At 70.4% G+C, this 25,159-nt stretch carries 29 protein-coding genes; 10 read left to right on the top strand and 19 right to left on the bottom strand.

The features are described from left to right. From WBA97_RS27145 to kdpF, 6 genes are all read right to left on the bottom strand, one after another. A partial coding sequence (locus tag WBA97_RS27145) for a M56 family metallopeptidase (protein WP_424233762.1) occupies positions 1-702 on the bottom strand: 702 nt, incomplete at its 3' end. Continuing rightward, positions 699-1,052: a BlaI/MecI/CopY family transcriptional regulator gene (locus WBA97_RS27150; RefSeq protein WP_424233763.1), complete on the bottom strand. Its 354-nt coding sequence runs from the start codon at positions 1,050-1,052 to the stop codon at positions 699-701. The genes WBA97_RS27145 and WBA97_RS27150, both read right to left, overlap by 4 nt. Positions 1,053-1,062: 10 nt before the next feature. Continuing rightward, positions 1,063-1,701, bottom strand: coding sequence for a potassium-transporting ATPase subunit C (locus WBA97_RS27155; protein ID WP_424233764.1), 639 nt, complete (start codon positions 1,699-1,701; stop codon positions 1,063-1,065). 5 nt (positions 1,702-1,706) lie between these two features. Further along, positions 1,707-3,737, bottom strand: coding sequence for a potassium-transporting ATPase subunit KdpB (kdpB, locus tag WBA97_RS27160; protein WP_424233765.1), 2,031 nt, complete (start codon positions 3,735-3,737; stop codon positions 1,707-1,709). After that, a complete protein-coding gene (kdpA, locus tag WBA97_RS27165) occupies positions 3,734-5,395 on the bottom strand; it encodes a potassium-transporting ATPase subunit KdpA (protein ID WP_424233766.1) in 1,662 nt (553 codons plus the stop codon). Before kdpA ends, kdpB begins: the two co-directional genes overlap by 4 nt. Continuing rightward, the gene (gene kdpF / locus WBA97_RS27170; protein ID WP_424233767.1) at positions 5,395-5,496 is read right to left on the bottom strand and encodes a K(+)-transporting ATPase subunit F; all 102 of its coding nucleotides are present in this window, start codon (positions 5,494-5,496) and stop codon (positions 5,395-5,397) included. The genes kdpA and kdpF overlap by 1 nt, the downstream gene beginning before the upstream one ends. Positions 5,497-5,766: 270 nt before the next feature. Between kdpF and WBA97_RS27175 the strand changes: the two genes are divergently transcribed. Continuing rightward, on the top strand, positions 5,767-5,967 hold the full coding sequence (locus WBA97_RS27175; protein ID WP_424233768.1) for a hypothetical protein: 201 nt from the start codon (positions 5,767-5,769) through the stop codon (positions 5,965-5,967). A 240-nt stretch (positions 5,968-6,207) separates the two neighbouring features. On the opposite strand, the gene WBA97_RS27180 is transcribed toward WBA97_RS27175, so the two are convergent. The 5 genes from WBA97_RS27180 to WBA97_RS27200 form a co-directional block, all read right to left on the bottom strand. Beyond that, positions 6,208-7,131, bottom strand: a complete 924-nt coding sequence (locus tag WBA97_RS27180) for an RluA family pseudouridine synthase (protein WP_424233769.1) — start codon at positions 7,129-7,131, stop codon at positions 6,208-6,210. A 37-nt stretch (positions 7,132-7,168) separates the two neighbouring features. Further along, positions 7,169-8,209, bottom strand: coding sequence for a 3-deoxy-7-phosphoheptulonate synthase (gene aroF / locus WBA97_RS27185; RefSeq protein WP_424233770.1), 1,041 nt, complete (start codon positions 8,207-8,209; stop codon positions 7,169-7,171). A gap of 15 nt (positions 8,210-8,224) precedes the next feature. Continuing rightward, the gene (aroH, locus tag WBA97_RS27190; protein WP_424233771.1) at positions 8,225-8,584 is read right to left on the bottom strand and encodes a chorismate mutase; all 360 of its coding nucleotides are present in this window, start codon (positions 8,582-8,584) and stop codon (positions 8,225-8,227) included. A gap of 2 nt (positions 8,585-8,586) precedes the next feature. Next, the gene (locus WBA97_RS27195; RefSeq protein WP_424233772.1) at positions 8,587-9,378 is read right to left on the bottom strand and encodes a TIGR03084 family metal-binding protein; all 792 of its coding nucleotides are present in this window, start codon (positions 9,376-9,378) and stop codon (positions 8,587-8,589) included. A gap of 97 nt (positions 9,379-9,475) precedes the next feature. Next, positions 9,476-9,799 carry a DUF6235 family protein gene (locus WBA97_RS27200; RefSeq protein ID WP_424233773.1) on the bottom strand — a complete coding sequence of 108 codons (324 nt, stop codon included), beginning with the start codon at positions 9,797-9,799 and terminating at the stop codon, positions 9,476-9,478. A gap of 90 nt (positions 9,800-9,889) precedes the next feature. Here WBA97_RS27200 and WBA97_RS27205 point away from each other — a divergent pair, with 90 nt between their 5' ends. Continuing rightward, positions 9,890-10,642 carry a TetR/AcrR family transcriptional regulator gene (locus WBA97_RS27205; RefSeq protein ID WP_424233774.1) on the top strand — a complete coding sequence of 251 codons (753 nt, stop codon included), beginning with the start codon at positions 9,890-9,892 and terminating at the stop codon, positions 10,640-10,642. On the opposite strand, the gene WBA97_RS27210 is transcribed toward WBA97_RS27205, so the two are convergent. Genes WBA97_RS27210 through WBA97_RS27225 form a run of 4 tightly spaced genes read right to left on the bottom strand, consistent with a single transcriptional unit; the run spans position 10,562 to position 14,454 of the window. Then, the gene (locus tag WBA97_RS27210; protein ID WP_424233775.1) at positions 10,562-11,296 is read right to left on the bottom strand and encodes a maleylpyruvate isomerase family mycothiol-dependent enzyme; all 735 of its coding nucleotides are present in this window, start codon (positions 11,294-11,296) and stop codon (positions 10,562-10,564) included. The genes WBA97_RS27205 and WBA97_RS27210 overlap by 81 nt on opposite strands. Positions 11,297-11,346: 50 nt before the next feature. Continuing rightward, entirely contained in the window at positions 11,347-11,919 is a 573-nt protein-coding gene (locus WBA97_RS27215) for a flavin reductase family protein (RefSeq protein ID WP_424233776.1), read from the bottom strand. Then, a complete protein-coding gene (locus tag WBA97_RS27220; RefSeq protein ID WP_424233777.1) occupies positions 11,916-12,389 on the bottom strand; it encodes an acyl-CoA thioesterase in 474 nt (157 codons plus the stop codon). Before WBA97_RS27220 ends, WBA97_RS27215 begins: the two co-directional genes overlap by 4 nt. A gap of 1 nt (position 12,390) precedes the next feature. Continuing rightward, positions 12,391-14,454, bottom strand: a complete 2,064-nt coding sequence (locus WBA97_RS27225) for a beta-ketoacyl synthase N-terminal-like domain-containing protein (RefSeq protein WP_424233778.1) — start codon at positions 14,452-14,454, stop codon at positions 12,391-12,393. A gap of 291 nt (positions 14,455-14,745) precedes the next feature. Here WBA97_RS27225 and WBA97_RS27230 point away from each other — a divergent pair, with 291 nt between their 5' ends. Both WBA97_RS27230 and WBA97_RS27235 read left to right on the top strand, forming a co-directional pair. Then, a complete protein-coding gene (locus tag WBA97_RS27230) occupies positions 14,746-15,573 on the top strand; it encodes an AfsR/SARP family transcriptional regulator (RefSeq protein WP_424233779.1) in 828 nt (275 codons plus the stop codon). Between the two features lie 51 nt (positions 15,574-15,624). Continuing rightward, positions 15,625-16,623 carry a DUF1702 family protein gene (locus tag WBA97_RS27235; RefSeq protein WP_424233780.1) on the top strand — a complete coding sequence of 333 codons (999 nt, stop codon included), beginning with the start codon at positions 15,625-15,627 and terminating at the stop codon, positions 16,621-16,623. Between the two features lie 77 nt (positions 16,624-16,700). On the opposite strand, the gene WBA97_RS27240 is transcribed toward WBA97_RS27235, so the two are convergent. Continuing rightward, positions 16,701-17,468, bottom strand: a complete 768-nt coding sequence (locus WBA97_RS27240; RefSeq protein ID WP_424233781.1) for a helix-turn-helix domain-containing protein — start codon at positions 17,466-17,468, stop codon at positions 16,701-16,703. A 325-nt stretch (positions 17,469-17,793) separates the two neighbouring features. On the opposite strand from WBA97_RS27240, the gene WBA97_RS27245 reads away from it, so the two are divergent. From WBA97_RS27245 to WBA97_RS27270, 6 genes are all read left to right on the top strand, one after another. Next, entirely contained in the window at positions 17,794-18,363 is a 570-nt protein-coding gene (locus tag WBA97_RS27245; RefSeq protein WP_424233782.1) for a DUF5987 family protein, read from the top strand. Positions 18,364-18,607: 244 nt separating this feature from the next. Beyond that, complete coding sequence (locus tag WBA97_RS27250; RefSeq protein WP_424233783.1) at positions 18,608-20,239, top strand: GMC family oxidoreductase N-terminal domain-containing protein; 1,632 nt, start codon at positions 18,608-18,610, stop codon at positions 20,237-20,239. A 183-nt stretch (positions 20,240-20,422) separates the two neighbouring features. After that, positions 20,423-20,908, top strand: a complete 486-nt coding sequence (locus tag WBA97_RS27255) for a DUF6423 family protein (protein ID WP_424233839.1) — start codon at positions 20,423-20,425, stop codon at positions 20,906-20,908. Continuing rightward, positions 20,905-22,206, top strand: coding sequence for an FAD-dependent oxidoreductase (locus tag WBA97_RS27260; protein WP_424233784.1), 1,302 nt, complete (start codon positions 20,905-20,907; stop codon positions 22,204-22,206). Before WBA97_RS27255 ends, WBA97_RS27260 begins: the two co-directional genes overlap by 4 nt. Then, positions 22,199-22,627, top strand: coding sequence for a DUF6187 family protein (locus WBA97_RS27265; protein ID WP_424233785.1), 429 nt, complete (start codon positions 22,199-22,201; stop codon positions 22,625-22,627). The genes WBA97_RS27260 and WBA97_RS27265 overlap by 8 nt, the downstream gene beginning before the upstream one ends. 46 nt (positions 22,628-22,673) lie before the next feature. After that, on the top strand, positions 22,674-23,216 hold the full coding sequence (locus tag WBA97_RS27270) for a carboxymuconolactone decarboxylase family protein (RefSeq protein WP_424233786.1): 543 nt from the start codon (positions 22,674-22,676) through the stop codon (positions 23,214-23,216). Between the two features lie 9 nt (positions 23,217-23,225). On the opposite strand, the gene WBA97_RS27275 is transcribed toward WBA97_RS27270, so the two are convergent. The 3 genes from WBA97_RS27275 to WBA97_RS27285 form a co-directional block, all read right to left on the bottom strand. Beyond that, a complete protein-coding gene (locus WBA97_RS27275) occupies positions 23,226-24,029 on the bottom strand; it encodes an AfsR/SARP family transcriptional regulator (protein WP_424233787.1) in 804 nt (267 codons plus the stop codon). Positions 24,030-24,286: 257 nt separating this feature from the next. After that, positions 24,287-24,481 carry a transcriptional regulator gene (locus WBA97_RS27280; protein WP_424233788.1) on the bottom strand — a complete coding sequence of 65 codons (195 nt, stop codon included), beginning with the start codon at positions 24,479-24,481 and terminating at the stop codon, positions 24,287-24,289. Continuing rightward, positions 24,478-25,122, bottom strand: a complete 645-nt coding sequence (locus tag WBA97_RS27285) for a hypothetical protein (protein WP_424233789.1) — start codon at positions 25,120-25,122, stop codon at positions 24,478-24,480. Before WBA97_RS27285 ends, WBA97_RS27280 begins: the two co-directional genes overlap by 4 nt. Between the last annotated feature and the right edge of the window lie 37 nt (positions 25,123-25,159).

Here is a 25,159-nt window from a genome sequence, read left to right on the forward strand (position 1 = left end):
TGGCCCGCACGCCCGCACCGCCGCGACGTCGGCGGCCAGCTCCACCAGGTCGCGGATCGCGCGTGGCGCGGCGCGGAACAGCGGCACGAACGGCAGCGTGACCCGCAGCGCGTCGACGACGGCGACCAGCAGGTGGTGCCGCCCGGCGAGGTGCGCCCGCTCGTGCGCGAACACCGCGGCCACCTCGGTCTCACCCAGGTGCGCCGTCAGTCCGTCGGTCGCCACGACGACGCCCGGCCTGCCCGCCATGCTGAACGCCAGCGGCGTGCCGTGCGGCAGCCACAACACGTCCGGCGGCCCGTCCTGTGCCCGGCCCGCGAGCCGGAGCACGTCGTAGCTCTCCTGGCGTTTGCGGGCCCGCGCTCGCGCGCCGCTGGCGAACACGACGAGCACCCGGACGGCCAGTGCGCACAGCAGTGCGACCCCCAGCAGCCCGGTGAGCACCTCGACCTCGGGCGGCGACCCGTGCTGGATGACATGCCAGCAGTGGTGCAGCAGCGCGAGGACCGACCCGCCGTGCCCGGGGAGCAGCAACAGCGCCACCCCGGTCGCGGCGGTGAGCACGACCCCGGTCATCGACAGGAGCCACGCCACGATGACCGGGGCCGGATCACGGCGGCGCATGTCGAACCGCAGCAGGAGCAGCGGGACGAGCCAGCCCGCCGCGGCCGCGCTCGCGAGGATCGTGAGTGCGGGGATCACGTGCGCCGCTTCTTGCGCAGCGCACTGCGCAGGATGTCGGTCTCCTCCTCGGAGCCCGACGCCACGAAGTGCATCAGCACCGCGTGCGGGTCACCGGAGGCGTCAAGCACCTCGCGCAGCGCCCTGGCCGCGGCCTCCTCGCGGGTCGTCCTCGCCCGGTACAGGTAGGCCTTGCCCCGCAGTTCCCGCTCGACCCACTGCTTGCGGTGCAGGTTGTCGAGCACGGTCATCACGGTCGTGTAGGCGAGCGTCCGGTCGAGGTGGTCCAGCACGTCGCGGACCTTCATCGGGCCGGGCGCACGCCACAGCACGTCCATCACCGCGGCTTCCAGTTCGCCGAGACCGTGCATGGCGCCCATGCTACGACCTGCTCGCCGCCAGCACCGCCAGGTTGAGCCCGAGCACGTGCACACCGGGTTCGCCGACGACGCCGAGGCCGCGGCCACCGGTGTGCTCGGCGACCAGCCGCCGCACCCGCTCGTCGGACAGCCCGTTCTCCCGGGCGACCCTCGGCACCTGCAGGTCGGCATAGGCCGGGCTGATCATCGGGTCGAGCCCGGACGCGGACGCGGTGACCGCGTCGGCGGGCACCCGTGCCGGGGCGACGCCCTCGCGCTCGGCGATGATGTCCTTGCGCAGCTGGATGGTCGCGGCCAGGTCCTCGTCGAACGCGCCCTTGTTGGACCCGCCGGAGGTCGACGGGTCGGCCGGGCCGAGCACGTCCGGCGACCCGTCCCCGTCGAGGTCCAGCGCGACCGCCGATGGCCGGTTGTGGAACCACGGGTCGTGCGCGGGGTCGGCCGCGACCGGGTCGATGCCGATCAGGTCCGACCCGGCGGCGGTGCCGTCCACGGTGACCACGGAGCCCTCCGCGTTGGCCTGCAGGCCCGGGAGCCTGCTCACCAGCCAGACCCCGAACGGGTAGAGCACCCCGGTGAGCACCGTCAGCACGATCAGCACCCGGAGACCGGCAAGGCTTTGTTTCAGCAGCGAGTTCACGGTGGTCACATTCCCGGGACGAGTCGGACGACGAGGTCGATGAGCCAGATGCCCGCGAACGGCGTGACGACGCCGCCCAGCCCGTAGACGAGCAGGTTGCGCCGCAGCAGCGTGGCCGCGGTCGACGGCCGGTAGCGCACCCCGCGCAGCGCCAGCGGGATCAGCGCCACGATGACCAGCGCGTTGAAGACCACCGCCGAGGTGATCGCCGAGGACGGCGAGTGCAGGTGCATGATGTTCAGCTTGTCCAGCTGCGGGTAGATCCCCGCGAACATGGCCGGCAGGATCGCGAAGTACTTCGCGAGGTCGTTGGCCACGCTGAACGTGGTCAGCGCGCCTCTGGTGATCAGCAGCTGCTTGCCGATCTCCACGATCTCGATCAGCTTGGTCGGGTCGGAGTCCAGGTCGACCATGTTCCCGGCCTCCTTGGCCGCCATGGTCCCCGAGTTCATCGCGACGCCGACGTCGGACTGGGCGAGTGCTGGCGCGTCGTTGGTGCCGTCGCCGGTCATCGCGACGAGCCGCCCGCCCTCCTGTTCCGCGCGGATCAGCGCCATCTTGTCCTCGGGCCTGGCCTCCGCGAGGTAGTCGTCCACACCGGACTCGGCGGCGATCGCCCTCGCGGTCAACGGGTTGTCGCCGGTGATCATGACGGTCCTGATGCCCATCCCGCGCAGCCGCGCGAACCGCTCCTTCATGGCGGGCTTCACCACGTCCGACAGCCGGATGACGCCGAGCACCGTGTCGTTCTCCGCGACCACGAGCGGAGTGCCGCCCGCCGCGCTGATCCCGTCGGCGACCCGCCGCACCTCCTCGGTGGTCTCGAACGCGCTCGCCGCGCCCTTGCGGATGTGCCGCGTGCCGATGTCCACGCCACTCATCCGGGTCTGCGCGGTGAACGGCACGAACACGTGTGGTTCCGCCACCGTGACCGGGCCACCGCACAGCTCGAGGACGCTGCGGCCCTCCGGGGTGTCGTCGGCAAGGCTCGCCAGCCGCGCCGCTGCCCGCAGAGAGTCCATTGTGGACTTATCGACGGGGATCAGCTCGGTGGCCTGCCGGTTGCCGAAGGTGATCGTGCCGGTCTTGTCGAGCAGCAGCGTCGACACGTCACCGGCGGCCTCGACCGCGCGGCCGGAGGTGGCGAGCACGCCCCGCTGCACGAGGCGGTCCATGCCCGCGATGCCGATCGCGGACAGCAGCGCGCCGATCGTGGTCGGGATGAGGCAGACGAGCAGCGCGGTCAGCACGATCACCGACTGCGTGCTGCCGGAGTAGCTGGCGATCGGCTGCAGCGACACGACGGCGAGCAGAAAGATGATCGTCAGCGTGGACAGCAGGATCGTCAGCGCGATCTCGTTCGGTGTCTTCTTCCGTTGCGCGCCCTCGACGAGCGCGATCATCCGGTCCACGAAGGACTCGCCGGGTCTGGTCGCGATCCGCACCACGATCCGGTCGGACAGCACGGTGGTGCCGCCGGTGACCGAGGAGAAGTCGCCACCCGACTCGCGGATCACGGGCGCGGACTCGCCGGTGATGGCCGACTCGTCCACGGTCGCGATGCCCTCGACGACGTCGCCGTCGCCGGGGATCACCTCGCCCGCCTCGACCACCACCCGGTCGCCGACGCGCAGCTCAGCACCGGGCACCGGCTCCTCGGTGCCGTCGGCCGCCAGCCGCCGCGCCATCGTCTCCTTCTTGGTGCGGCGCAACGTCTCCGCCTGTGCCTTGCCCCTGCCCTCCGCGACCGCCTCTGCCAGGTTCGCGAACAGGACGGTGAACCACAGCCACACGGCGACGAGAACCGTGAACACGGTCGGCTCGCCGATCGCGAAGACCGTGGTGAGCACGGAACCCGCCCACACGACGAACATCACCGGGTTGCGGACCTGGTGTCGCGGGTCGAGCTTGCGCAGTGCGTCCGGGAACGACACGAGGAGCTGGCGCGGACTGAACGCCCCGCCGCCGACCCGGCCCGCCTTCCCGGTGTGGTGCTGCGGTGCCGCCAGCGGAGGCCGGTCAGTGGTGGTGGTCATGCCAGTGCCTCTGCGATCGGGCCGAGAGCGAGTGCGGGGACGAAGGTGAGTGCCGCGACGAGCACCACGGTGCCACCCAGCAGCGTGGCGAACAGCGGGCCGGTGGTGGGCAGCGTGCCCGCCGTCGCGGGCACCTTCCTCTGTGCGGCAAGGGATCCGGCGAGGCACAGCACCGCCAGGATCGGGATGAGCCTGCCGAACAGCATGCAGATGCCCAAGGTGGACTGGAACCAGCCGTTCGTGACGGTGATCCCGGCGAACGCGCTGCCGTTGTTGTTCGACGCCGACGTGTAGGCGTAGAGGACCTCGCTGAAGCCGTGGCTGCCCGAGTTGTTCATCGCCTCCGACGTGCCGGGCAGCATGATCGCCGCGCCGACGCCGAGCAGCAGCACGGTCGGCATCGCGAGGATCGCGATGGCGGACGCGGTGATCTCGCGGCGCCCCAGCTTCTTGCCGAGGTACTCCGGGGTGCGGCCGACCATCAGCCCGGCGAGGAACACCGCGATGATCGCCATCACCAGGATCGAGTACAGCCCGGTCCCGACCCCGCCCGGCGTCATCTCGCCGAACAGCATGTTCAGGATCGTGCCGCCACCACCGAGCCCGGAGAAGCTGTCGTGCATGGCGTTCACGGCGCCGGTCGACGTGGCGGTGGTGCTGTCGGCGAACAACGCCGACCCCGGGATGCCGAACCGTTGTTCCTTGCCCTCCATGGCGCCGCCCGCGAGCAGTGCGGCCGGGCCGTTCGGGTGCGCCTCCGCCCACCAGATCACCGCGAGCATCGCGCCCCACAGCACACCCATCACCGACAGCAGCGCGTAACCCTGCCTGCGGTTGCCGGCCAGCGTGCCGAACGTCCTCGTCAGACAGACGGGGATCACGAGCAGCAGGAAGATCTCGATGAGGTTGGTCCAGCCGTTCGGGTTCTCGAACGGGTGGGCGGAGTTGGCGTTGAAGATGCCGCCGCCGTTGGTGCCCAGCTCCTTGATCGTCTCCTGCGACGCGGCGGGCGCGAGCGCGATGGTGCTCGACGACCCGTCCGGGTTGGTGACGGCCACACCGGAGCGCAGGCTCTGCACGACGCCGAGCGCGATCAGCACGATCGCGAACACGAACGCCATCGGCAGCAGGATCCGCACGGTGCCGCGGGTCAGGTCCACCCAGAAGTTGCCGAGCCTGTCGGTCGTCGACCGGGTGAACCCGCGAACCAGCGCGATCGCCACGGCGAGCCCGACACCGGCGGACAGGAAGTTCTGCACGGTCAGCCCGAACATCTGCACGCTGTGCCCCATCACCGCCTCCGGCACGTACGACTGCCAGTTCGTGTTGGCCACGAAACTGACCGCCGTGTTGAACGCGATGCCGGGGTCGACCGCGCCACGGCCGAAGTCCCACGGCAGCAACGGTTGCAGCCGCTGCAACAGGTAGAGCACCACGATCGACACGAGCGAGAACCCGAGCACCCCGGCGGCGTAGACCGGCCACCGCTGCTCGGCGTCCGGGTTCACCCGGACGACCCGGTAGACGGCCCGTTCGACCGCGAGGTGCTTAGTGCCGGTGAACACACGCGCCATGTAGTCGCCGAGTGGCTTGTACACCGCGACGAGTGCCACCATGAGTACGCCGACCTGAAGCAGGCCCGCCACGGTGGGTGACATCAGAACTTCTCCGGCAGGATCAGAGCCACGAACAGGTAGACGATCAGTAGCAGCGCGAGCACGCCGCCGACCACGTTCGCCACCACACCCACGCCGCTCACAACCGCTCCAAACCGCGCAACGCCAGCGCGAGCACGAGGAAACCGGCGATCAGCAGCACCGCGAAGGCCACGTCGGCCATCTGGTCCGCTCCTCACATCAGGGGCTGCCCGGATTGGCGGCCGACCGCGACACTCCACCCCCGGCACGGGCGGTGGTAGCGGCCTGACGGCTCCTTGACGCGTAGGGCCCGCACCTTGACGGGTTCCTGACGGCCGTGGTGGCGTGGACCACGAGGACACCGGGCGCACCCAGACACACGGGAGACCGAGATGACGAACCCCGCCGACGACTCCGCCGACTATGACGACCTGCCGACGGGTGCGGTGCGTGACAACGTCCGCTCACTCAGCGTCGACGAACTCCAGCACCTGATCGACGAGGAGCGACGGGGCGACAACCGGGCACCGGTGATCGAGGTACTCGAGTCCCGGCTGGCGCAACTGCGCGCTGGTCCACCTCCCCGGGATTAGACCCCGCCCCCGCAGGGTGCGATCCCAGTGCCCCGAAAGACGCAGGGCGTTGAACGTCCCAAAATCGGCTTTCGGAACACCAATTATGCCCCGAAAGGGGCGGCCGAGGGCGCAAAGCCCGCCACCATGGCAGGCAGACCCGAACCCAACGCAAGAAACCCACCAAACCCCAGGCCATCTCGGAGACCTGCCCCTCCGGCGAGGAGCCGCCGGAGGCAAAGCGCAACCAAAGGACACGCTCTACCCGACCGAGGAAGGAGGCCACGTGGCGAGGTGCAGGCGGCTTTCGAAGCGGCGTGGTTCGCCGGTGACCGGGTCGTCGAAGGCCAGTGCCTTCGCGAGCAGCTGCAGTGGCCGGGTGAAGTCGTCGAGCGGCCGGTCCTCGAGTACCGGGTAGAACGGGTCGCCGAGGATGGGGACGCCGAGGCCGCACATGTGGAGCCGCAGCTGGTGGGTGCGCCCGGTCGTGGGCAGGAGGCGGTAGCGGGCGAGGCCGTCGTGGTGGGCGAGCAGTTCGACGCGGGTCTCCGCGTTCGGCTCGCCGGGCACCTCCTGCGCGGTGATCACCCCGCGCTCCTTGACGATCCGGCTGCGCACGACCGTCGGCAGCGCCAGGTCCGGCCGGTGCGCGGCGATGGCCTCGTACTCCTTGTGGACGCGGCGCTTCGCGAACAGCGTCTGGTACCGGCCGCGCAGCTCGGGCCGCACCACGAACAGCACGAGCCCGGCGGTCGGCCGGTCCAGCCGGTGCGCGGGCGAGAGCTCCGGGAGGCCAAGGCTGGTGCGCAGCCGCACCAGCGCGGTCTCGGCGATGTGCTGCCCGCGCGGGATGGTCGACAGGAAGTGCGGCTTGTCGGCGACCACGATCCGGTCGTCGGCGTGCACGATCCCGACCTCGAACGGCACCGGCACCTCGTCGGGCAGGTCGCGGTGGAACCACACGAACCCGCCGGGCAGGTACGGGGCGTCGGCCGCGAACGGGCCGTCGGCGCCGACGAACCGGTCGTCGGCCAGCATCGCGTCGATGCGGGCCGGGTCGACCCTCGGCAGCCGCTCGACGAGGTAGGCCCGCACCGTGGGCCACGTGCCGTCCTCCGGCAGCCGCAGCCGCGCGGCGTCGAGCCCGCCGCGTTGCGGCAGGGGAGAACGGGTGGTGTGGCGCACGGCTCGTTCCTACCAGGCCCGCCGCCGCGGCGGTCGGTCAGCCGGCGCTGCGGTACCGACGTCGTGCGGGACTGCGCCCCATGTACGTGGTCAGATCGGTGACGGCCGTGGCCAGCTCGTCGAGATCCTTGCCGATGAGCGCCTGCGCGCCATCGCAGAGCGCGAGCTCCGGTTGCGGGTGCACGTCGACGATGATGCCGTCCGCGCCCGCGACGAGGCCCGCCCGGCTGAGGGGGAGCACGAGGTCCCGGCGGCCGCCGGAGTGCGAAGGGTCGATGATCACCGGCAGGTGCGAAAGGCGCTGGACCACCGGCACCGCCGAGATGTCCAGTGTGTTGCGGGTCTCGGTCTCGAAGGTGCGGATACCGCGCTCGCACAGCACGATCTCGAGGTTGCCCCGCTGCGCGATGTACTCCGCGGCCATCAGCCATTCCTGGATGGTCGCGTTCATCCCGCGCTTGAGCATCACCGGCACGTTCGTCTCGCCGATCGCCTGCAGCAGCGCGAAGTTCTGCATGTTCCTGGTGCCGATCTGCATCATGTCCGCGTACTCGGCGACCATCGCGACGTCGTGGGCGCTCAGCACCTCGGTGACGATCGGCAGCCCGGTCTCCTCGCGCACGTCGGCGAGGATCCGCAGGCCGAGCTCGCCAAGCCCCTGGAACGCGTACGGCGAGGTCCTCGGCTTGAAGGCGCCACCACGCAACATGGTCGCGCCGGCGGCCTGCGCCATCCGCGCCGCCGCGAGCGTCTGCTCGGGCGTCTCGACGGCGCACGGCCCGGCGATCAGCGTGACCGTGTCCGGCCCGACCGGCACCCCGCGCACGTGCACCACAGAACGGTCCGGGTGTTGTTCGCGGCTCACCAGTTTGAACTCGGTGGACACGCGCGTGACCTGCGCGACCCCTGGCATGCCCGCCAGGTCGAGCGTCGCGAACGTCTCCACGTCGCCGACCAGGCCGACGATCACCCGGCTCACGCCTCGGCTGACGAACGCCTGTCCGCCCGCCGCCTCGACCCGCTCGACGACGGCCTCCACGTCCGTTGCTTCCACACCCGGTTGCATGACGACGACCACGGGTTTTCCTTCCTGCTATGCGGCGAGGTCCGGTCGCAGCCGGGTGGCACCGCGCAGATACACGTGGCGCACCGCGGCGCGGGGACGATCGCTCTCGACGTGGGCGAGCAGCCGGATCACTCGTGGCAGCGCGCCGGGAACCGCGACCTCGGTGGCGCACAGCAGTGGCACGTCCACAAGTCCGAGGTCACGGGCCGCGGTGGCGGGGAAACAGCTCGTCAGGTCGGGGGTCAGGGTGAACACGATGCTGATCAGGTCCGCCGCGTCGATCCCGTTGCGGCGAACGATCTCGGTGATCAGCTCCCGGGTCGCCGCGAGGATGTCGGCCGGGTCGTCCCGGTCGACCTGGACCGCGCCTCGGACGGCCAGAACCACCGTCAGGTCCTGAACTGGCCAGGGCGCCTGCCTTCGCCGGCCGGGCCGCGGTAGGCCTGCGCGATGTCCAGCCACGCCTCGGCATCGGCGCCGGTCGCGGTGAGCGCGAGGTCGTCGCGGTGGCGGCGCCGGGTGGCGAGCAGGCACAGGTCCTCGGCGGGGCCGGTGATCTTCTGCTCGGCCTCGGCGGGCCCGAACGTCCAGGTGTCGCCCGACGGCGCGGTGAGCTCGTACCGGAACGGCGTGGCAGGCGGGGTCAGTCCACGGCTCTGGTAGCCGAAGTCCCAGGTGAGGGTGACGAAAAGAGCGATCCACCACAGCCGGTCGGTGCGCTCGCGGGTGACGCCGAGCGCGTCGGCGACGTCCTGGCCGTGGGCGAACAGCTCCATCATGCCCGCGGCGGCGAGCACTGCCGGGGGCAGCGGCCGGACCAGCCAGGGGACCACCTGGTCGGCGGGCACCGCGGCGAGTGCCTTGATCGCGGTGTCGCACTCGGCGCGCCAGCGCGACAGCAGCACCTCCGGCGGGTCCCCGAGGTACTCGGCGAGTGACGCGTTGACCGCGCCCTCGAAGTCGGCGGCCGCCTGCGCGGCCATGGCGCCGAAGACCTCCGCGTCGGAGGCGGCGGTGCCCGCGAGGCGGAAGATGAAGGCAAGGTGCGCGACCTGGTGGGCGACTGACCAGCCGGGTGCCGGGGTCGGCAGCTGCCAGCTCGCCTCGTCGATCCCGGTGACCAGTCCCTCGAACTCCTCGGCCTCCGCGGTCAGGTCGGAGATCACGTCTCGCTGTGTCACGCGCCTTGTCCTCTCGCCTGTCGCTTCGTCCCTTCCAGGATGACCGCGACGGGCCGGACTGTCTTATCCGCGCATGCCGTGTGTGGCGCGAGCCTTCTCAGCCCGCGCTGTCACGGAAGCGGGCCGAGGAGGCGGGCGGTCCGATGTGGACGACGCCGAACGAGTCGAAGCAGTTGACGCGGATCTTCATCACCAGGTCGTCCTTGACGACGACGAACAGCTCGTTCGGCCGCTGGTAGTCGTCGATGACCCGGTAGGTGCGGAACAGGGAGCCGTCCACCATCGCGAACAGCGCCTTGTGGATGACGTTCTTCTGCGACTGACTCGCGGTCTCGGACCAGTCGTCGAGGACTTCGAGCCCGGTCTCGAGACGGAAAGACGTGCCGGGGGCGGTGCTGTCCTGCCTGCGGGATTCGTTCATGACTGCACCTGCTTCGAGGGGTCCGACGAGGGACGGATCTATAACGATGTTGTACTACCAAAGGTAGCGGCGTTATGTAACATTGTCAATATGAGCCCGAGACCTCGTGACCCAGCCACCAGAGCCGAACTGATCGAGATCTCCGCGCGCCTCCTCGCGCAGGAGGGTCCGGAGTCGATGTCGAGCCGCCGCATAGCCAAGGAGGCAGGCACCTCGACGATGGCCGTCTACACGCACTTCGGCAGCATGAGCGGTCTCGTGCGTGAGATGGTGCATGAGGGTTTCGGCAGGCTCGCGGCCGCGTTCGCCCGGGTGGAGTCCTCCGATGACCCCGTCGCGGATCTCGCCATGATCGGGCGCGTGTACCGCGGCACGGCGATCGCGAACGCGCACCTCTACTCGGTGATGTTCGGTGGCCGCGGCCTCGCGGGCTTCGAGCTCAGCGAGGAGGACCGGCAGTACGGCCGGTTCAACCTCATCCCCGTGGTCGAGTGCGCGGCGCGCTGTATCGAGTCTGGGCGGTTCCGCGCGGAGGACGCCATGCTGGTGGCGCACCACATGTGGCTCGCCATGCACGGCGGGGTCGAGCTGGAGCTCGGCGGCTACCTGATCGACCCGTGCGACGCCGACCGGTGCTTCGAGAGCCAGACCGTCACGCTGATGGTCGGTGCGGGCGATGCCCTCGATGCCGCGCGGGCGTCGGTGCTCGCGTCGGCGGAGCGGTTCGCCGCCGTCTTCGGGGAGGCCGGGGCCGACGGCGTGTCAGCAGAGCCGGAGGCGGCCGGCGACGGGCTCGACGGGAGCGGCGGGCGGCGTGAAAGGGCCCCAAGTGAAAGCCGGTAGCCACCGGTGCGAGTCGCGGGTCCACTCGAGTTCGGTGATCTGTGCGTGGCTGCGGCGCCCGGCCAGCGACCGGTAGAGGTCGTAGCGGCTCGCGACGACCGTGGCCGATGGCTCGCCATGGCCGACCGTCCACTGTGTACTGCCGGTCGACAGGCACAGCGCGGGCAGGTCGTTGTCGCTGACGGCGGCGGCGAACCCGTTGGCGAGCACCTCGAACGCGCTCGCGAACGCGGGGTGGCTGTGTGGCAGCTCGGCACCGATCGCGTAGCGGATGTCCAGCTCGTGGGTGAACGCGTCCATCACGAGGATGCTGCCCCGGCGGCCGCCCGCGTCGGCGAGCAGCAGGTCGGCCTCCTTGCCCAGCCGCTCCCATGCCGCAAGCAGTTCCGGGATGTCCATGTCCGCCGACGAGGACGGCTGGACGGACGGCCACCCGGACATCCGGCCGATCGCCATCGCCGCGACGCCGACCAGGTGCGTCACCAGGCCCCTGAGTGTCCATTCAGGACAGGCCGGGACGACGGGGTCGTCGACCGGCCGTGCCTGCGTCAGCAACTGGGTCACGTTGCTCCGCACCTGCCGGTAGCACTCGTGGTTGGCGGCCCGGTCGCCGCGCAATGTGGGGGTGCCCACCTCGTCCAGTTTCGTGTCCATCGGTGAACTCTCCCGGGTCTTGTGTGCCGCGTCGTGGTCGTCCGGAGCGGTCAGGCGGACCGCGCCGCGGGCGGGTCGTACTGGTGCATGCCGCCGCCGAGGAACAGCAGCGCCTGGCCGGTGCCGCGGCTCGCACTGCGCACCAGGCCGAGGAAGATCGAGTGGTCGCCGCCCTCGTAGACCTCCTCGAGGTCGCACTCGAGCCAGGCGAGGGAGCCGGTCAGCAGCGGCACCCCGGTGTGCTGCCCTGGGAACCAGTCGATCCGGTCGAACTGCGCCATGCCACCGGGGCGGCCGCGGCTGGCGAAGTACCGCGCCAGCCCTTCCTGCTCGTGGCTGAGCACCGACACGCCGAACCCGTTGGCGTCGAGGATCGTCTCGTGCATGCGTGCGGTGCGGGCCACGCAGCACAGCACCATCGGCGGGTCGAGGGAGACGGACGTGAACGCGTTGGCCGTCATGGCGTGGGCCAGCGTGCCGCGTGCGGTGAGGACCGTGATCCCCGTCGCGAACTGGGCCATCACGTCGCGCAGCCCGTGTTTGGTCGTCTCCTGCTCAGTGCTGGTGCGCAGGACCGTCACCGGCTCGGTGCCCGGCTGCGCTTCGCGTCGCCGGGCGGTCATCGGGACTCCCGGTTCATCGTCGCGCGCAGGCGCGCGGGTGCCGCGGTCCCCGAGTACGGCGCGAGCGCCTCGCGCAGCGCGGCGGGAACCCGCGAGGGCACCGTGTTGTCGTTGGGGCCGCGCATACACGCGAGCCGCTGATTTCCCCTGGCCACGAGAGTCTCCAGCCGGTCGGCGATCTTCACATAGTCGAAGGTGAACTCGATCTGCGTCTGGGTGAGTTCCTCCACCCGCATCCGCAGGCTCAGCACGTCGAAGGCGGTGATCTCGGCGAAGAACTCGCACTCCGCCTTCAACGTGAACAACTTCAGGTCCCCTCGGAGATCGTCGAGCAGCTCCGGGGCCTCCTCCTGGATGAACATCTCCCGGCACCGTCCCTGCCAGCGCAGGTAGCTCACGTAGTAGACGTTGCCCGCGAGGTTGGTGTCCTCGAATCCCACGGTATGGCTGAGCTCGTAGTACGCGGCCATGTCAGTCCTCCCTGCCCGACAGGACGGTGATACTCACCTGGTCGGGGACGTTGTCGACTGTGGTCACCCGAGTCGCGGCCCGCGCCTCGTTGTTCGAGAGCACGGCCGGTTCCTCCGGTGCCGTCCTGCCCGGGCCCGGCAGGAAGCGTGGTTCGTCGTCTTCGCCGACCGGCCGGATCACCCGGTCGGCGAACAGCGGGGTCGGGTCCACGGCGGCGCCCAGTGCGTAGGCCGCGCCAACGGCGGCGAGCAAGGGCGACAGCGACGCGCTGTCGGTGTCGCATGCCAGCACCGGCGTGCCCGGCGCGACCCGTGCGACGTGTGCGGAGAGCGCGCGGCCAGGGCCGACCTCGATCGCCAGATCCGCACCCGCGACCGCGTCGACCGCCTCCTCCTGGAAGCGCATCGGTTCGTCCGCCGCGCGGTCCTGTGACGCGCACGGGTCGGCGTTGGCGGCCAGCCGCCCGCCGGTGACGGTGGAGACCACCGGCCTGCGCGGCTCGCAGAAGACGACCCCGGTCGCGCCATCGGCCCGGCCTCGGCTGCCCGCGATGCGGATCAGGTCGCCGCCGTCCAGCGCGCCGCTCCATGACAACGCGGTCAGCTCGCCGATGCCGTGCCCCACCGCGATGTCCGCGTCGACGCCGAGCGCGTGCAGCACGCGCAGGCCGGCGAGCGAGCCCGCGACGACCAGGTCGGCGCCGAGGTGATCGCCGTCGGGTGCCATCCCGAACAGGTGCTCGGCCACGGGGAACCGGCGGCGGAGCGCGCCGCCGCGACCCGGGCCCGCGCCGTGGCCGGGGAACAGGTAGGCGATCCGGGGTGCGCGGGTGCGGTGCGCGAGGAACACGCCGTCGGCGGGGGAAAGCAGTGTGGTGCGGCCATCGGCGAGCGCGTCCGCCGCCAGCGACAGCCGCGTCGTGGCGGTCACCGGATCACCGGCGACCACCGCGACGCGGAAGGCGCCGCCGCGCTGCTGTATCGCCAGTGTGCCCGCCAGGTCGGTGATTCCGGCGGTGGACAGACCGGCCGCGGTTTCGGCGAGCCGTGCCACCCTGGCCAGCAGCTCGGCGGCGGAGTGCGCGTCGACCAGCAGCACGTCGGTGTCCTGTCGCCCGGCGACCAGCGCCGCGGCCCACCGGCCGACGCCGGTCCGGCGTTCGCGCCCCGGCGCCTCCTCCAGCGCGAGGTGGGAGGTGGTGCCGCCGAGACCGGTCGCGGACACCCCGGCGCGCACCGGGAGTCCTGCGGGCCACAGGGCGGCGTCGTCCGGCACGTACACCGGTGCGTCCCGGCCTGCCTGCACCGGACGGGGATGGCGCCCGGTGACCGGCGGGATCACCTGGTGGTGCACCGCGAGCGCCGCCTTGATCAGTCCGGCGACGCCTGCCGAGGCCCTTGGGCGGCCGACGTTGCCGCTGAGCGTGCCGAGTGCGGCAGGCGGTGCCGCGGGGTCGGCCGCGCGCCGCGCGGCCGCGAGCTCCTCGACCGCGGTACCCGTGTCGTGGCCCTCGAAGTAGGAGACGGTCGCCACGCAGTACCTCGCGCGCTCGTAGGCGCGGGCCAGCGCGAGCCGGTGGCCCGCGCAGACGCCCCACCCGGTGATCGAGGCGTAGATCCGGCGGCGGCGGGCGAGTGCGTCGGCCTCACGCATCAGCACGACCACACCGCAGCCCTCGTCCTGCGCGCCGCCCGCGATCGCCACGTCCAGGTCGCCGTCGGCGAGCACCTCCGCGGCACTCACGACCGACTGCAGCGACGAGGAACGCGTGCTGTCGCCCGTGGGCTCGCCGTCGGTGAGGAGCACGCCGGTCGTGGCCGGGGGAAGGCCGTCCGCGCCGGGGAAACCGGCGTCCGCCAGCGCGGCGGCCGCGGTGTCCATCGCGAGCCGGTGCCCGGCGTCGCTACCCACCTCGGCCGGGCTGGCGTGGCTCCGGCCTGGTTCCCGCGCAGGCTGCCGGAACGCCTCGCGGCCGGCGAGCACGTTCTCCCAGAGCTCTTCCGGCGAAACCGCATCCGGATAACGCAGGCCGACACCGACAATGGCGATCCGCTCGTTGTTCACGTTCACCGCCTTCAGGGCCAGGCAGAAATCGCACAGGAGTCACGCCCGTGCTGACTCGCCGCCCGACTAACGGATTCCAGCATGCAATGTGGAGGCGGCGGGTAGCTACTCTCCTTGTGCGGTGGGCGAAGGATCAGCACGTGGCCGCCCGGTCGACGGGGTCGACGACTCCGAGAATGCGGTTCGGCGGAGACGGGACAATGTAAGCGCCGTGGGCGCATTCCAGGATATTCGTGGAAACCGCGCACGGCCTTACGCTGCCAGGAGGTATACCGGTGAAATGAGCTGACCATGCGAGCTGAGATCGATGTTCTGGGAACATTCGAGGCGACCATCGACGGGGTCTCGATCGTGCCGTCGGCGGCCAAACCACGCCATTTGCTTGCGGTGCTCGCGATCAACGCGGGCCGGGTGGTGACCGCCGCGTCGCTCATCGAGGAACTGTGGGGTGTCAAGGCGCCGCGCAGCGCGAACAGCACGCTGCAGACCTACGTGATGCAGCTGCGAAAGTTCATCGCGGGCGCGTCGTCGGGCGCGGACCGGTACCAGCCGAGGAAGGTCCTGGAGACCAAGCACACGGGTTACGTACTGCGGGTCGACCGGCAGGCGCTGGACGTCGACCGGTACGTGCGGCTGGCCTCGGCCGGACGCGCTGCGGGCGCGGCGGGCGACTACGAGAACGCGGAACGGCTGCTCCGGGCCGCGTTGTCGGTGTGGCGCGGGCCGTTGCTCGTGGACCTGACCATCGGCCCGCACCTGGAGATCGAGGCGACGCGGCTGTCGGAGAGCAGGCTGACCGACCTCACGCTGCGCATCGACGCCGACTTCTGTCTCGGCCGCCACCACCAACTGCTCGGCGACCTCGCGGCGCTGTGCGCGCGGCACCCGCACATGGAGAACTTCCGGGCGCAGTACATGCTCGCGCTCTACCGCTGCGGCAGGCCGGGGCAGGCGCTCGAGATCTACCACCAGATGTGGGCGACCATCCGCGAGCAGTTCGGGGTCGACCCGTCGCCGCGGCTGCGGATGCTGCACCAGGCCATGCTCGTCGGTGACCCGATCATCGACGACCCCAGGTTCGTGGTGAACGGCTGGGCGCCGGACGCCATCACCCGCTGACCTCTCCGGATGCACCGGTGTGAGGGACAGAAGAGAGCTGGAGGAACCGACATGCCCCCCATTCTGGGTACGTTGCGCAGACTGGTGCTGACTCCGAAGCTGCGTGCGGTGACCTTCGCGCGGCGTGGCTTCCCCGGCGCGAGCGCACCGGCGGCCGAGCACCTCGAGTCGATCCCGCAGTCGGTGATCTGTGGCTTCGAGTGGGGCATCGAGCACCGCGAGCTCTGGGACGTCGAACGGCGGCTGGCGACCGTGGCGCCCGAACTGCGCGGGTTCGCCTACGAGGGTGCGGCCATGGCGTTCGCGGTGCGGGACGCGATGGCGGGCGGCAAGGGCACCAGGACCAAGGTACTGCTGGAGGGTCCTGGGCTGCCGCACATCTTCCTCACCTACATCGGCATCGGCTTCGCGATGGCGCGGCTGCCGAGGGTGCTGTGGCGCGGGATCATGCCCGACCTCGAGAACGTGCCGTTCTTCCCGACGATGAGCTGGCTCGCCGTCGACGGCTACGGGTTCGACCGGGCCTACTTCCACACCCGCAAGGTGGTCGACGAGCAGCAGCCGTTCAAGCCCTACCCGTGGACCGGCAGGCCCGACTACTTCCCCCGTGCCGCGGACCAGGGGGTCGGCCGTGCGCTGTGGTTCATCCACGGTGCGCTGCCGGACCGGGTCGCCGCCGCGGTCGCCGCGTTCCCGCAAGCGCGCCAGGCCGACCTGTGGAGCGGGGTCGGGCTCGCCGCCACCTTCGCGGGCGGCTGCCCCGCCGACGGCCTCGCCGACCTGACCGTGGCGGCTGGCGAGCACGCGGCGGAACTCGCGCTCGGTGCCACGTTCGCGGGCACCGCACGGCTCGCGGCCGGGCACGTGCCAGAGCACAGCCGGCTCGGTGTCGAGGTGCTCACCGGCGGATCCGTGGAGGACGCGGTCACGGTCGCGGCCTCCGTAGCGGTCGAGGCGGACGACGCGGGGACCGAGGAAAGCCCGGCCTACGAGCTGTGGCGCGAGCGGATCAGGGACCACTTCCGGCGGCCCGTGTCGAAGGCCGCGTAGTACCCCGATCCTTACCAGCAAAAGAACGAAGCCCCGCCCGGCACATGTGTGCTGGACGGAGCGTTCCCACTCGTTGGTCAGGCTCCCGGCAGGGCGGTCTCCTCAGCCCTGTCGGGAGCCCGTGCACCGGTGACCAGCATGGTCTCGTCGAGCTGGGCCAGCAACGCGGGCGGGTCGAAGATCAGCCTCGGGCGAAGCCACATGTCCACGGAACGCAGGGGTTTGCCGTCGGCGACCGCGATCGGACCGAGGGCGGAGACGTACACCTCGCCTGCCTCGTGCGTGTCGAAACCGGCGCCGACGGACCGTGCGATCAGGTACCACTTGCCCGCCGGCACGTCGGAGAGGGTGAACGCACCCGCCTCGGCGAGCGTGATGTGCCGGACCGGCATGCCCTGGGCGATCCGGTCGGGGAACAGACCCATCAGGATGTGGCCAGGCCGGGAGTCCGCCGCGTGGTGCACGTGGCCACGCACCACCGAGTGCTCGCCGTGACCGTGCCTGCCGGGGCGCAGGTGCTCGTCGAGCGGGGCGACGAGGCCGCCGAACTGCCGGTAGGTCGTCGGGGAGACGCCGACGCTCATCCGGAAACGGGAGCTGAACGTGCCGATGCTGTTGTAGCCGACCAGGTGGCTGATGTCCGCCACCGTCAGCGAGCTCGTCAGGAGCAGCCGCTTCGCCTCCTGCAGGCGAAGCGCGGACAGGAAGCGGCCGGGCGAGATCCCGGTCACCCGCTGGAACATGCGGGAGAAGTGGAACTTGCTGAACATGGCGGTACGCGCCATGTCGTCGATGGTGATCGGTTCTCCCAAATTGTCCTGCATGGCGCGGATAACGCGCTCCACCGCTTTTACGATGAAATCGTCCATTGCTGGCACCGATCAATTGAAGGATTTATCTCAACGTTTGGCTGAATTGACCGTAAGCTGGTAGAAATTGGCTGGCAACCGTGGTCATTCCTTGCTCGATGTCTGGACTACCGGCGACTCAAGAGCGGTCGACGATGACTCCAGGAACACTCGATATCGCAGGTAGAACGCCCCGAGGGCGAACGGAGGGTAGTGGCACGGGAGAAGATGCGACCTCGGTGTCCTGCCGTCAGAATTAGTCAGTGGCCGGAACGGTTCCGAACCGCGATCAATCCGGCGTGCGGCACAGACTGGAGGAGCCGTGGCAGCAGGCGCCGAATTTGACGACCAGGTTCTGACGAGCACTCTCGAAGCATTCGCGGACACAATCGTTCCCGGCGTCAAGCGCGGTCCGGACGATCGCGCGATCGCCGGTGTGTGCGACGATCCGGGTGCGGTCGAGGCGGGTGCGCTCGAGTTGCTGAACGACCCCGCGACCGGGATCACCGCGGGACTCGGCCCGCTGGCGCAGACCCTCAACGGGCACGCGACGGCGTACGCGCAGGAGCACGGCCGCTCGCTCGACGAAGGCGTGCCGCCGTTCGTCGCGCTGGACTACGAGGACCGGGTGGCGCTGGTGGACGCGCTGACCACGCCGGGCCACCCCGAGCAGAGCGGCTGGGTGCTGCTCTCGATGTTCACCAACATGGCCTACGACAGCGCCGCGCACCGCAGCACGGGTGAGGCCATCGCCGACGGGCATCCCGGCCTGATCGCGATGGGCTTCGCGAAGCCCGACAGCGACGGGTTGTGGCGGTTCCCCGACTTCAGCTACGGCCAGGAACTGGCCAAGCGGCACCCCAACACGACGGAATCCGGGAGCCCGGCATGAGCGAGCTTCCTGGATGGGCTAGTGCCCCGTCCAGGTGGATTGGGGTGGTTATCGGCGGATCCCGGTGTTCGCTGGCAAGGCGCCGGAAGGTCGTCGTACCGGGTTGTACTTGGGCCTTTCGGCAACGCGGCCAGCGGGCGCCGGGGCCGTCGAGAATCGTGCCGTATCCGCCTGGATGGGGCACTAGCGAATCGATGACACAGGGCGCCCGTGAGCGGTTGCTCGGAGCCTGCGAGGAGCAGCAGTGAGCGCAGTGGAGACCACCGACGTCCTCGTCGTCGGCAGCGGGTTCGGCGGATCGATCGCGGCCTACCACCTCGCGGCGGGCGGCGCGAAGGTCGTTGTGCTGGAACGCGGGCCCTGGTTGGAGGGCAAGGACTTCGATCACGACTACCTCCTCGGCAAGTCCTACACACGGGTGTTCGACTTCGTTGCCGGGGACGGGATGAGCGTCCTCGGCGGGAACTGCGTCGGCGGTGGCAGCGTCGTCTACTTCGCCGCGCTGCCGAGAGCGCCCCGGTACGTCTTCGAGAAGCAGGGGTCGATCGGCCGCCGCATGTGGCCGGCCGCGATCAGCCGCGAGACCCTCGACCCGTGGTACGACCGGGTGTCGGAGGTGCTGCCGGTCAGCCAGCAGGACTGGAACGACATCAGCTACGCGGGCGGCCTGTGGGCGGCGGCGTGCCACCATTCGGGGCACACCGCGAACCCGGTGCCGGTAGGCATCGACACCGCCAAGTGCACCAACTGCAACTGGATGATGGCCGGCTGCCGGTTCGACGCGAAGCGGTCGATGCTGCTCAACTACCTGCCTGCCGCACTCGCGCACGGCACGCAGATCCGCCCGCTGCACGAGGTCCAGAAGATCGAGCGCACCGACACCGGCGACTACCGCGTGTACTACAACAACATCGACGAGGTCGACTACCGGGTCAGCACCGGCAGCGGCGTGATCGAGGCGAAGATCGTTGTCCTCGCGGCGGGTTCGGCCGCCACCCCGGTGATCCTCCAGCGCTCAGAGGAGGCGCTCGGGGAGATGCCGCACGGCGTCGGCCGGTACTTCTCCGGCAACGGCGAGCGCCTCAACACCGCGATCATCAACGAGGAGCGCGTCGGTGAGGTGCTCGGCCTGCGCAGGCCGAACGGCGCGGTGTACGAGGCCAACCAGATCGGCAAGGGCCCCGTCGTCGCGTGCTGGGACAACGTGAACGGCGACAGGCCCGAGTACTCCCGGTTCTCCATGGAGCAGCTCTACTTCCCGCCCGGCCTCGGCACGATCCTCGCGCAGGTGCCAGGCAAGTCCGGACCGGCCTGGTTCGGCAAGGAGAAGAAGGAGATGCTCAAGCGCTGGAAGTCGTGGCTGACCATCTTCCTCATGACGGAGGACGACAACGAGGGCGTCTTCGGCCCGCCGCCGCCCACCGGCAACGCCTACCGCATCTCCCAGCAGATGCTCGGCAAGGGGCCGCTGCGCTACGACCCGACGCCGAACACGCTGCGTGGCTGGGCGGAGGCCGACGCGGCGGCGAAGGAGATCCTCGAAAAGGACGGTCTCGCCACTGTCGCACCGTGGACGAACGACCTGGTGGGCGCGTACACAGTGCACCCGTTGTCGTCCTGCCGGATCGGGGACGATCCGGCGACGTCCGCACTGGACGACCGCCACGAACTGCGCGGCCACCCCGGCATCTTCGTCACTGACGGTTCCGCGGTACCGAGCGCGCTGACCGTGAACCCAGCGCTCACGATCGCCGCGCTCGCCGAGCGGGCGATTCCGGGTATCGTCAAGGCGGCAAGGGATCGCGGTGTGGACGTGACCTATGGCGCGCCCCTGCCCACCGCGGCCGCGACCAGGCCGGTGACCGGAGCGGCCTGACGCTCCGGTGTCCTTTTAGGACAGATCGGGAGTATTGAGCAATACCGGGTCGTGTGCGAACCTGAGATCCACAGAACACTCGCTCGGTGAGTACTGCCGGTCAGTCTGGGAGGTTCGTTCATGTCGTCGCTCGAGGTACCGGGGTTGGACGTGGCGGGGCGGGTCCGTGCCCGCGACATCCAGATGGCGGGGGTCGCCGACGTGCGCCGCCGGGTGTTGATGATCTCTGGGGCCATCGACGCCGTCGACTACGACGTGTCGGTGTCCATCAACCTGCCGGAGCCCGGGCGCTGGCAGATCATCAAGTCGGAGACCAACCTCACCGACCAGACCTGGGTCGCCATGCAGGTCACCACCGACGACGACACGCACTTCGTCGAGGGCGGGGACGCGCTGGTGATGTCGCGCCAGTTCAGCAAGACCTTCCTCACCCCCGACATGCGCAGGCTGACGTTCTTCGACGGCGAGGTCCGCCCCGGCGAGGCCGTGCTCAAGGTGTTCGAGATCGAGACGGAGGCACGCAGGCCCGCGTACGCGCACGCCAGGTACAGCCCGGTGTCCTCGGACAGCGCGGAACGGTCCGAGGAACTGTTGCAGCAGATGGTCACCGACGGCATGCCGCAACGGCCGACCATCGAGGTGATCGTGCCGGTCACGGTCATCGGGTGACCAGGTTCCTGCCACACCCCGACCTGCTCACCTCGCCCCGGCACCGGGACTGGCCCGCGTATCCGGTCCCTGCCGTGGCGCGGAAGGAGAGCCCGCCGTCCGCCGCCGACGTGGTCATCGTCGGCGCGGGCCCGGCAGGGCTCGCGGTCGCGGCGGCTTTGTGGCACCTCGGGGTGCGCGACGTGGTGATCGTCGACCGGGACGGCCGCGCGGCAGGCCGTTTTCTCGACCGCATCGACCGGATCGGGCAACGGGTGCTCCGTTCGCCCTACGAGCACCACCCCGGTGTCGAGGGCTACCGCGACTGCGAACTGCGTGACTTCGCCAGGACGCACTGGGCGCTGCTGACCGAGGTCGAGCGGCGAGAGGTCCGGATGTCGCAGGCCGGGCACCGTTCGGTGGTGCCGGTCGACGTGTTCGAGGCCTACTGCGACCACACCGCGGTCCTGCACGGCGTGCGGAGCAGCCTCGTGCGGGGCGAGGTCCGCGAGCTGGCACCCGGCCAGGACCGGGTGTCCGTGCACGGTGTCGCGGGCGGGGCGGAGTTCACGATCACCGCCGGGTACGTCGTGCTGTGCCAGGGCGAGGAACGACGCGACGCCCCGGCCAACTGGTGGCCCGGCGACCGGCCGGCGGCCGTCGGCTACTGGGACGAGCCAGGACCGCGGCAGGCCGGGCGCGAGGTCGTGGTCGGTGCCGGGCTGACGTCCGCGCACCTCATCCACAACGCGCTCGGCCGAGGCAGCCACGTGACGTGGCTGCTGCGCGAGGAGTCCGAGCGGTACCAGTGTTCCGACGTGAACGCGTCGTTCTTCCGCGCGGAGGGCCGCGCCCGGTTCGACGGCGTGCCGTGGGCCGACCGGCTGCGGCTGATGGGCGACCAGCGGCGCGCGTCGGTGATGTTCGAGTTCCGCCCGCCGCTGACCGAGGCTGAGGCGGACGGCAGGCTCACCGTGCACCGCGCCGCGGCGGTCGAGGCGGTCGGGGACGGCGAGGTTCTTGTCGCGGACGGCACGTCCGTGCGGGGCGAGCACGTGTGGCTCGCACTGGGCACCGTCCCGTCGATCGGCCACGGGCTGCTGCCCGACGCCGTGGTCGGCGCCCGCGACGGCTGGCCGGACCTCGAAGAACGCACCCTCGCCTACCGCAACGCGCCGAGGGTGTTCGCCGCGGGCGCGGCGACCTGCATGGTGCTCGGCCCGGCAGGCCGCAACATCGACGGCCACCGGGTGGCCACCGCACGCATCGCGACGAGCGTGGCCGCCGGGCTGCGCGACCGGACGGCAGCGCATGTCTGAGTACGACACCGTGTTCTCCCTCCCCTCGGTCGACGAGCACCCCGACACCGAGCTCGGGGTGCTGCTGATGGGCCTCGGCCCGGAACGCCTGCTCGCCGCGCTGGCTGTCGCACCGTCCTTCGGTGACGACCCGGCCACGACGATGTTGTACGTGGACCAGCTGCGCCACGACGCCCGGCCGGACCGGACGCTCGCGGCGGCGCTCGCCGATGGCGCGCGGCGGTGGCGGGCGGCACGGGCACCCCTCGCGGCCGCGGCGCCCGCCAACGAGACCCGGTCCGCGGCGCTGCGCAAGCTGTGGTCCACGGCGGTGGACACCGTCACCGCAGCCGGCGTGGCAGCCGGGCGTGCTGAGCGGTTGTACCTGGCCGCCTGCTGGCTGCGCCGGGACGAGATCGACAAGACCGCGGCAGGGCACTGACTCCACCCCGCACTGACCACCGGCACCGACCCCCAGGAGGATCCCCGTGGCACATCTGCGATCTCTTCCCGACAACGCCGTGCTGATGGACGTCTTCCGCGCGTACCCGGAGACCTCCCGGCCGCTGCTCGACTACCACGAGGTCGTGATGCGCGGCCCGTCGCCGTTCACCCCCGGCGAGCGCGAGCTGATCGCCGCGTACGTGTCGGGCGTCAACGCCTGCGGCTACTGCCACGGTGTGCACACCGTCACGGCGGAGGCCTGCGGGATCAAGGCCGGCGCCGCGCCCTCGGCTGTCGCCGACCTCGACACGGCGCCGGTCGACGAGAAGATGCGGCCGGTCCTGCGCTACGTCGGCAAGCTGACCAGGGAGCCATCGTCGGTCACGCGGGCCGACGCGGACGCCGTGCTCGCCGCCGGGTGGGACGAGCGCGCACTGCACTCCGCGATCATGGTGTGCGCGTTGTTCAACTTCATGAACCGGATGGTCGAGGGGCACGGGATCCGCGCGGACGCGGACTACTTCGCGACCTCCGGCAAGCGGCTCGAGGCGCTCGGCTACGCCGGGCTGAACCAGCTCCTCACCTGACGTGGCCCGTCAGGCGTTGAACACGACCGACGTGTCCTCGACCGAGGCCTGCCCCGAGAGGATCGCGTGGTGCAGCTGGCGCACTCGTGGCGACGGCTCGACCCCCAGTTGTTCCACCATCTCGCCGCGCAGCCTGCGGTAGGCCGCGAGCGCCTGACTCTGCCTGCCGCTGCGGTACAGCGCGATCATGTGCTGCACGCAGAAGTTCTCCAGCATCGGGTGCCGCACGCACAGCGTCGCGAGCTCGCCGAGCAGCTGGTGATGGCGGCCGAGCTTGAGGTCCGCCTCGATGCGCAGGTGCAGGTCGCCGAGCCGGTTCTCGTCGAGGCGCAGCGCCTCGATCGCGAGCTGCGGTCCCACCGGCACGTCGGAGAGCGCTGGCCCGCGCCACAGCCGCAGCGCCTCGGCCAGTGTCCGCGAAGCACGCTCGTGGTCGCCCTCGTTGACCGCCGACCGCCCCGCCGCCGAGAGCCGCTCGTAGCGGATCGCGTCCACCGCGGTCGGCTCCACGTTCAGCAGGTAGCCCGCCCGCCGGGTGATCAGGATGTCCTTGGACGTCAGGTCGCCGTGGTCGGCCAGTGCCATGTCCAGGTTCCTGCGCAGCTTCAGGATGTAGGTGTGTAAGGTCGGCACCACACTGCGGGGCGGATTACTGGCCCAGATCTCGTCGGTCAGGGAGTTCACTGTCACGACCCGGCCGGCATTGAGTGCCAGAATCGCCAGCAACTGACTCGGCTTGCTGGCCGTCGGCACGATGGAAATCTCGCCGACGTCGACTTCCAGGGGACCGAGCACCTTTATTTCGATTCGCATGTTGTTTCCTCTTCTCGATACTTCCGGATCGAGCCGAAAACACGAATGCCCATTCACCTAGGTAGGTGAATGGGCATTCGTGAAATGGGCGCAGCTCCGCTGCCAAAAAGCGTGACAGATGCTTGAGTTGTTGTCAAGACGGATTCGAGGACGTATCCGGGACGGTGGCCGAACAGCGTTCCGCACCGCGGTGCCCATTCGGCGAACAATGCTCCGTCGTGTCCCATGGCCCTCTCCCCATCTTCGGTGCCCTCGGCCTACGTCACCCTGGTGCCCTCACGCTCGGAGACCAGGACGTACAGCTCGGCAAGGTCGTACTCGGCCCGGCCCGGTGTGCCGTAACGGGTGAGCCTGCCCCGGCTCGCCCACTTGCGGATCGTCGCCTCGGTCACCCCCGCGGCCATCGCGGCCAGCTGGGTGGGCACCGTCGTGCGGCGAGTACTGGTCGTCATTCCCCACCCTCCCTCGAAGAGTCCAGCCTGCCGCCACGCAGCAGCAGCCACTGGTCCGGCGGCCACTCGTGGCCCGCCTCGCAGAGAATCCGCTTCGGCGGGTGCCCCTCGGCGCGCAAGGTCCAGCCACAACCGGGGCGGGGGCAGGGCCCCAGCGGCATCACGGTGAGGGGGTCCGGGGTCAGCACCGCGCGGGCCCGTTCGGCCAGTGCGGCCAGCTCGTCGGTGAAGTCCGCGCCGGCCGGGTGCGCGGTGAGCCACCCGAAGTGGATCTGCACGAACGTCGACAGGCGGGGGATGCTCAGCTCGTCGGGCCCGGTGACTCCGCGCTCGCTCGCCACCAGTCCGCACCACGACGCGAGCACGCCGAGGATGTCCGACCGGATGCTCACCACCGCGTCACGCAGCACGATGCCGCGCGGCCGGTGCCCGCTGACCCGCTCCCTCGGCTGCTGGCGGGGCACGTCGAGCATGTAGGCACACATGTCGTACAGCTGGGGCAGCTCGACCAGGTTCTCCTCGGCCTCGTCCCGGCATTCGGTGCAGATCGAGAGGCCCGCGGCGGTGCGGGACGCGACACCACCGTGTCGCTGGCTCCGGCAGAACCTTAAGTCCTGACTGTCCCGTTCCCCGTCATCCATGCTGGTCACTCTCCATCCGGCGTGGGTGCCACGGTCT

Source organism: Actinophytocola sp. (assembly GCF_049647105.1).
Lineage (GTDB): Bacteria > Actinomycetota > Actinomycetes > Mycobacteriales > Pseudonocardiaceae > Actinophytocola.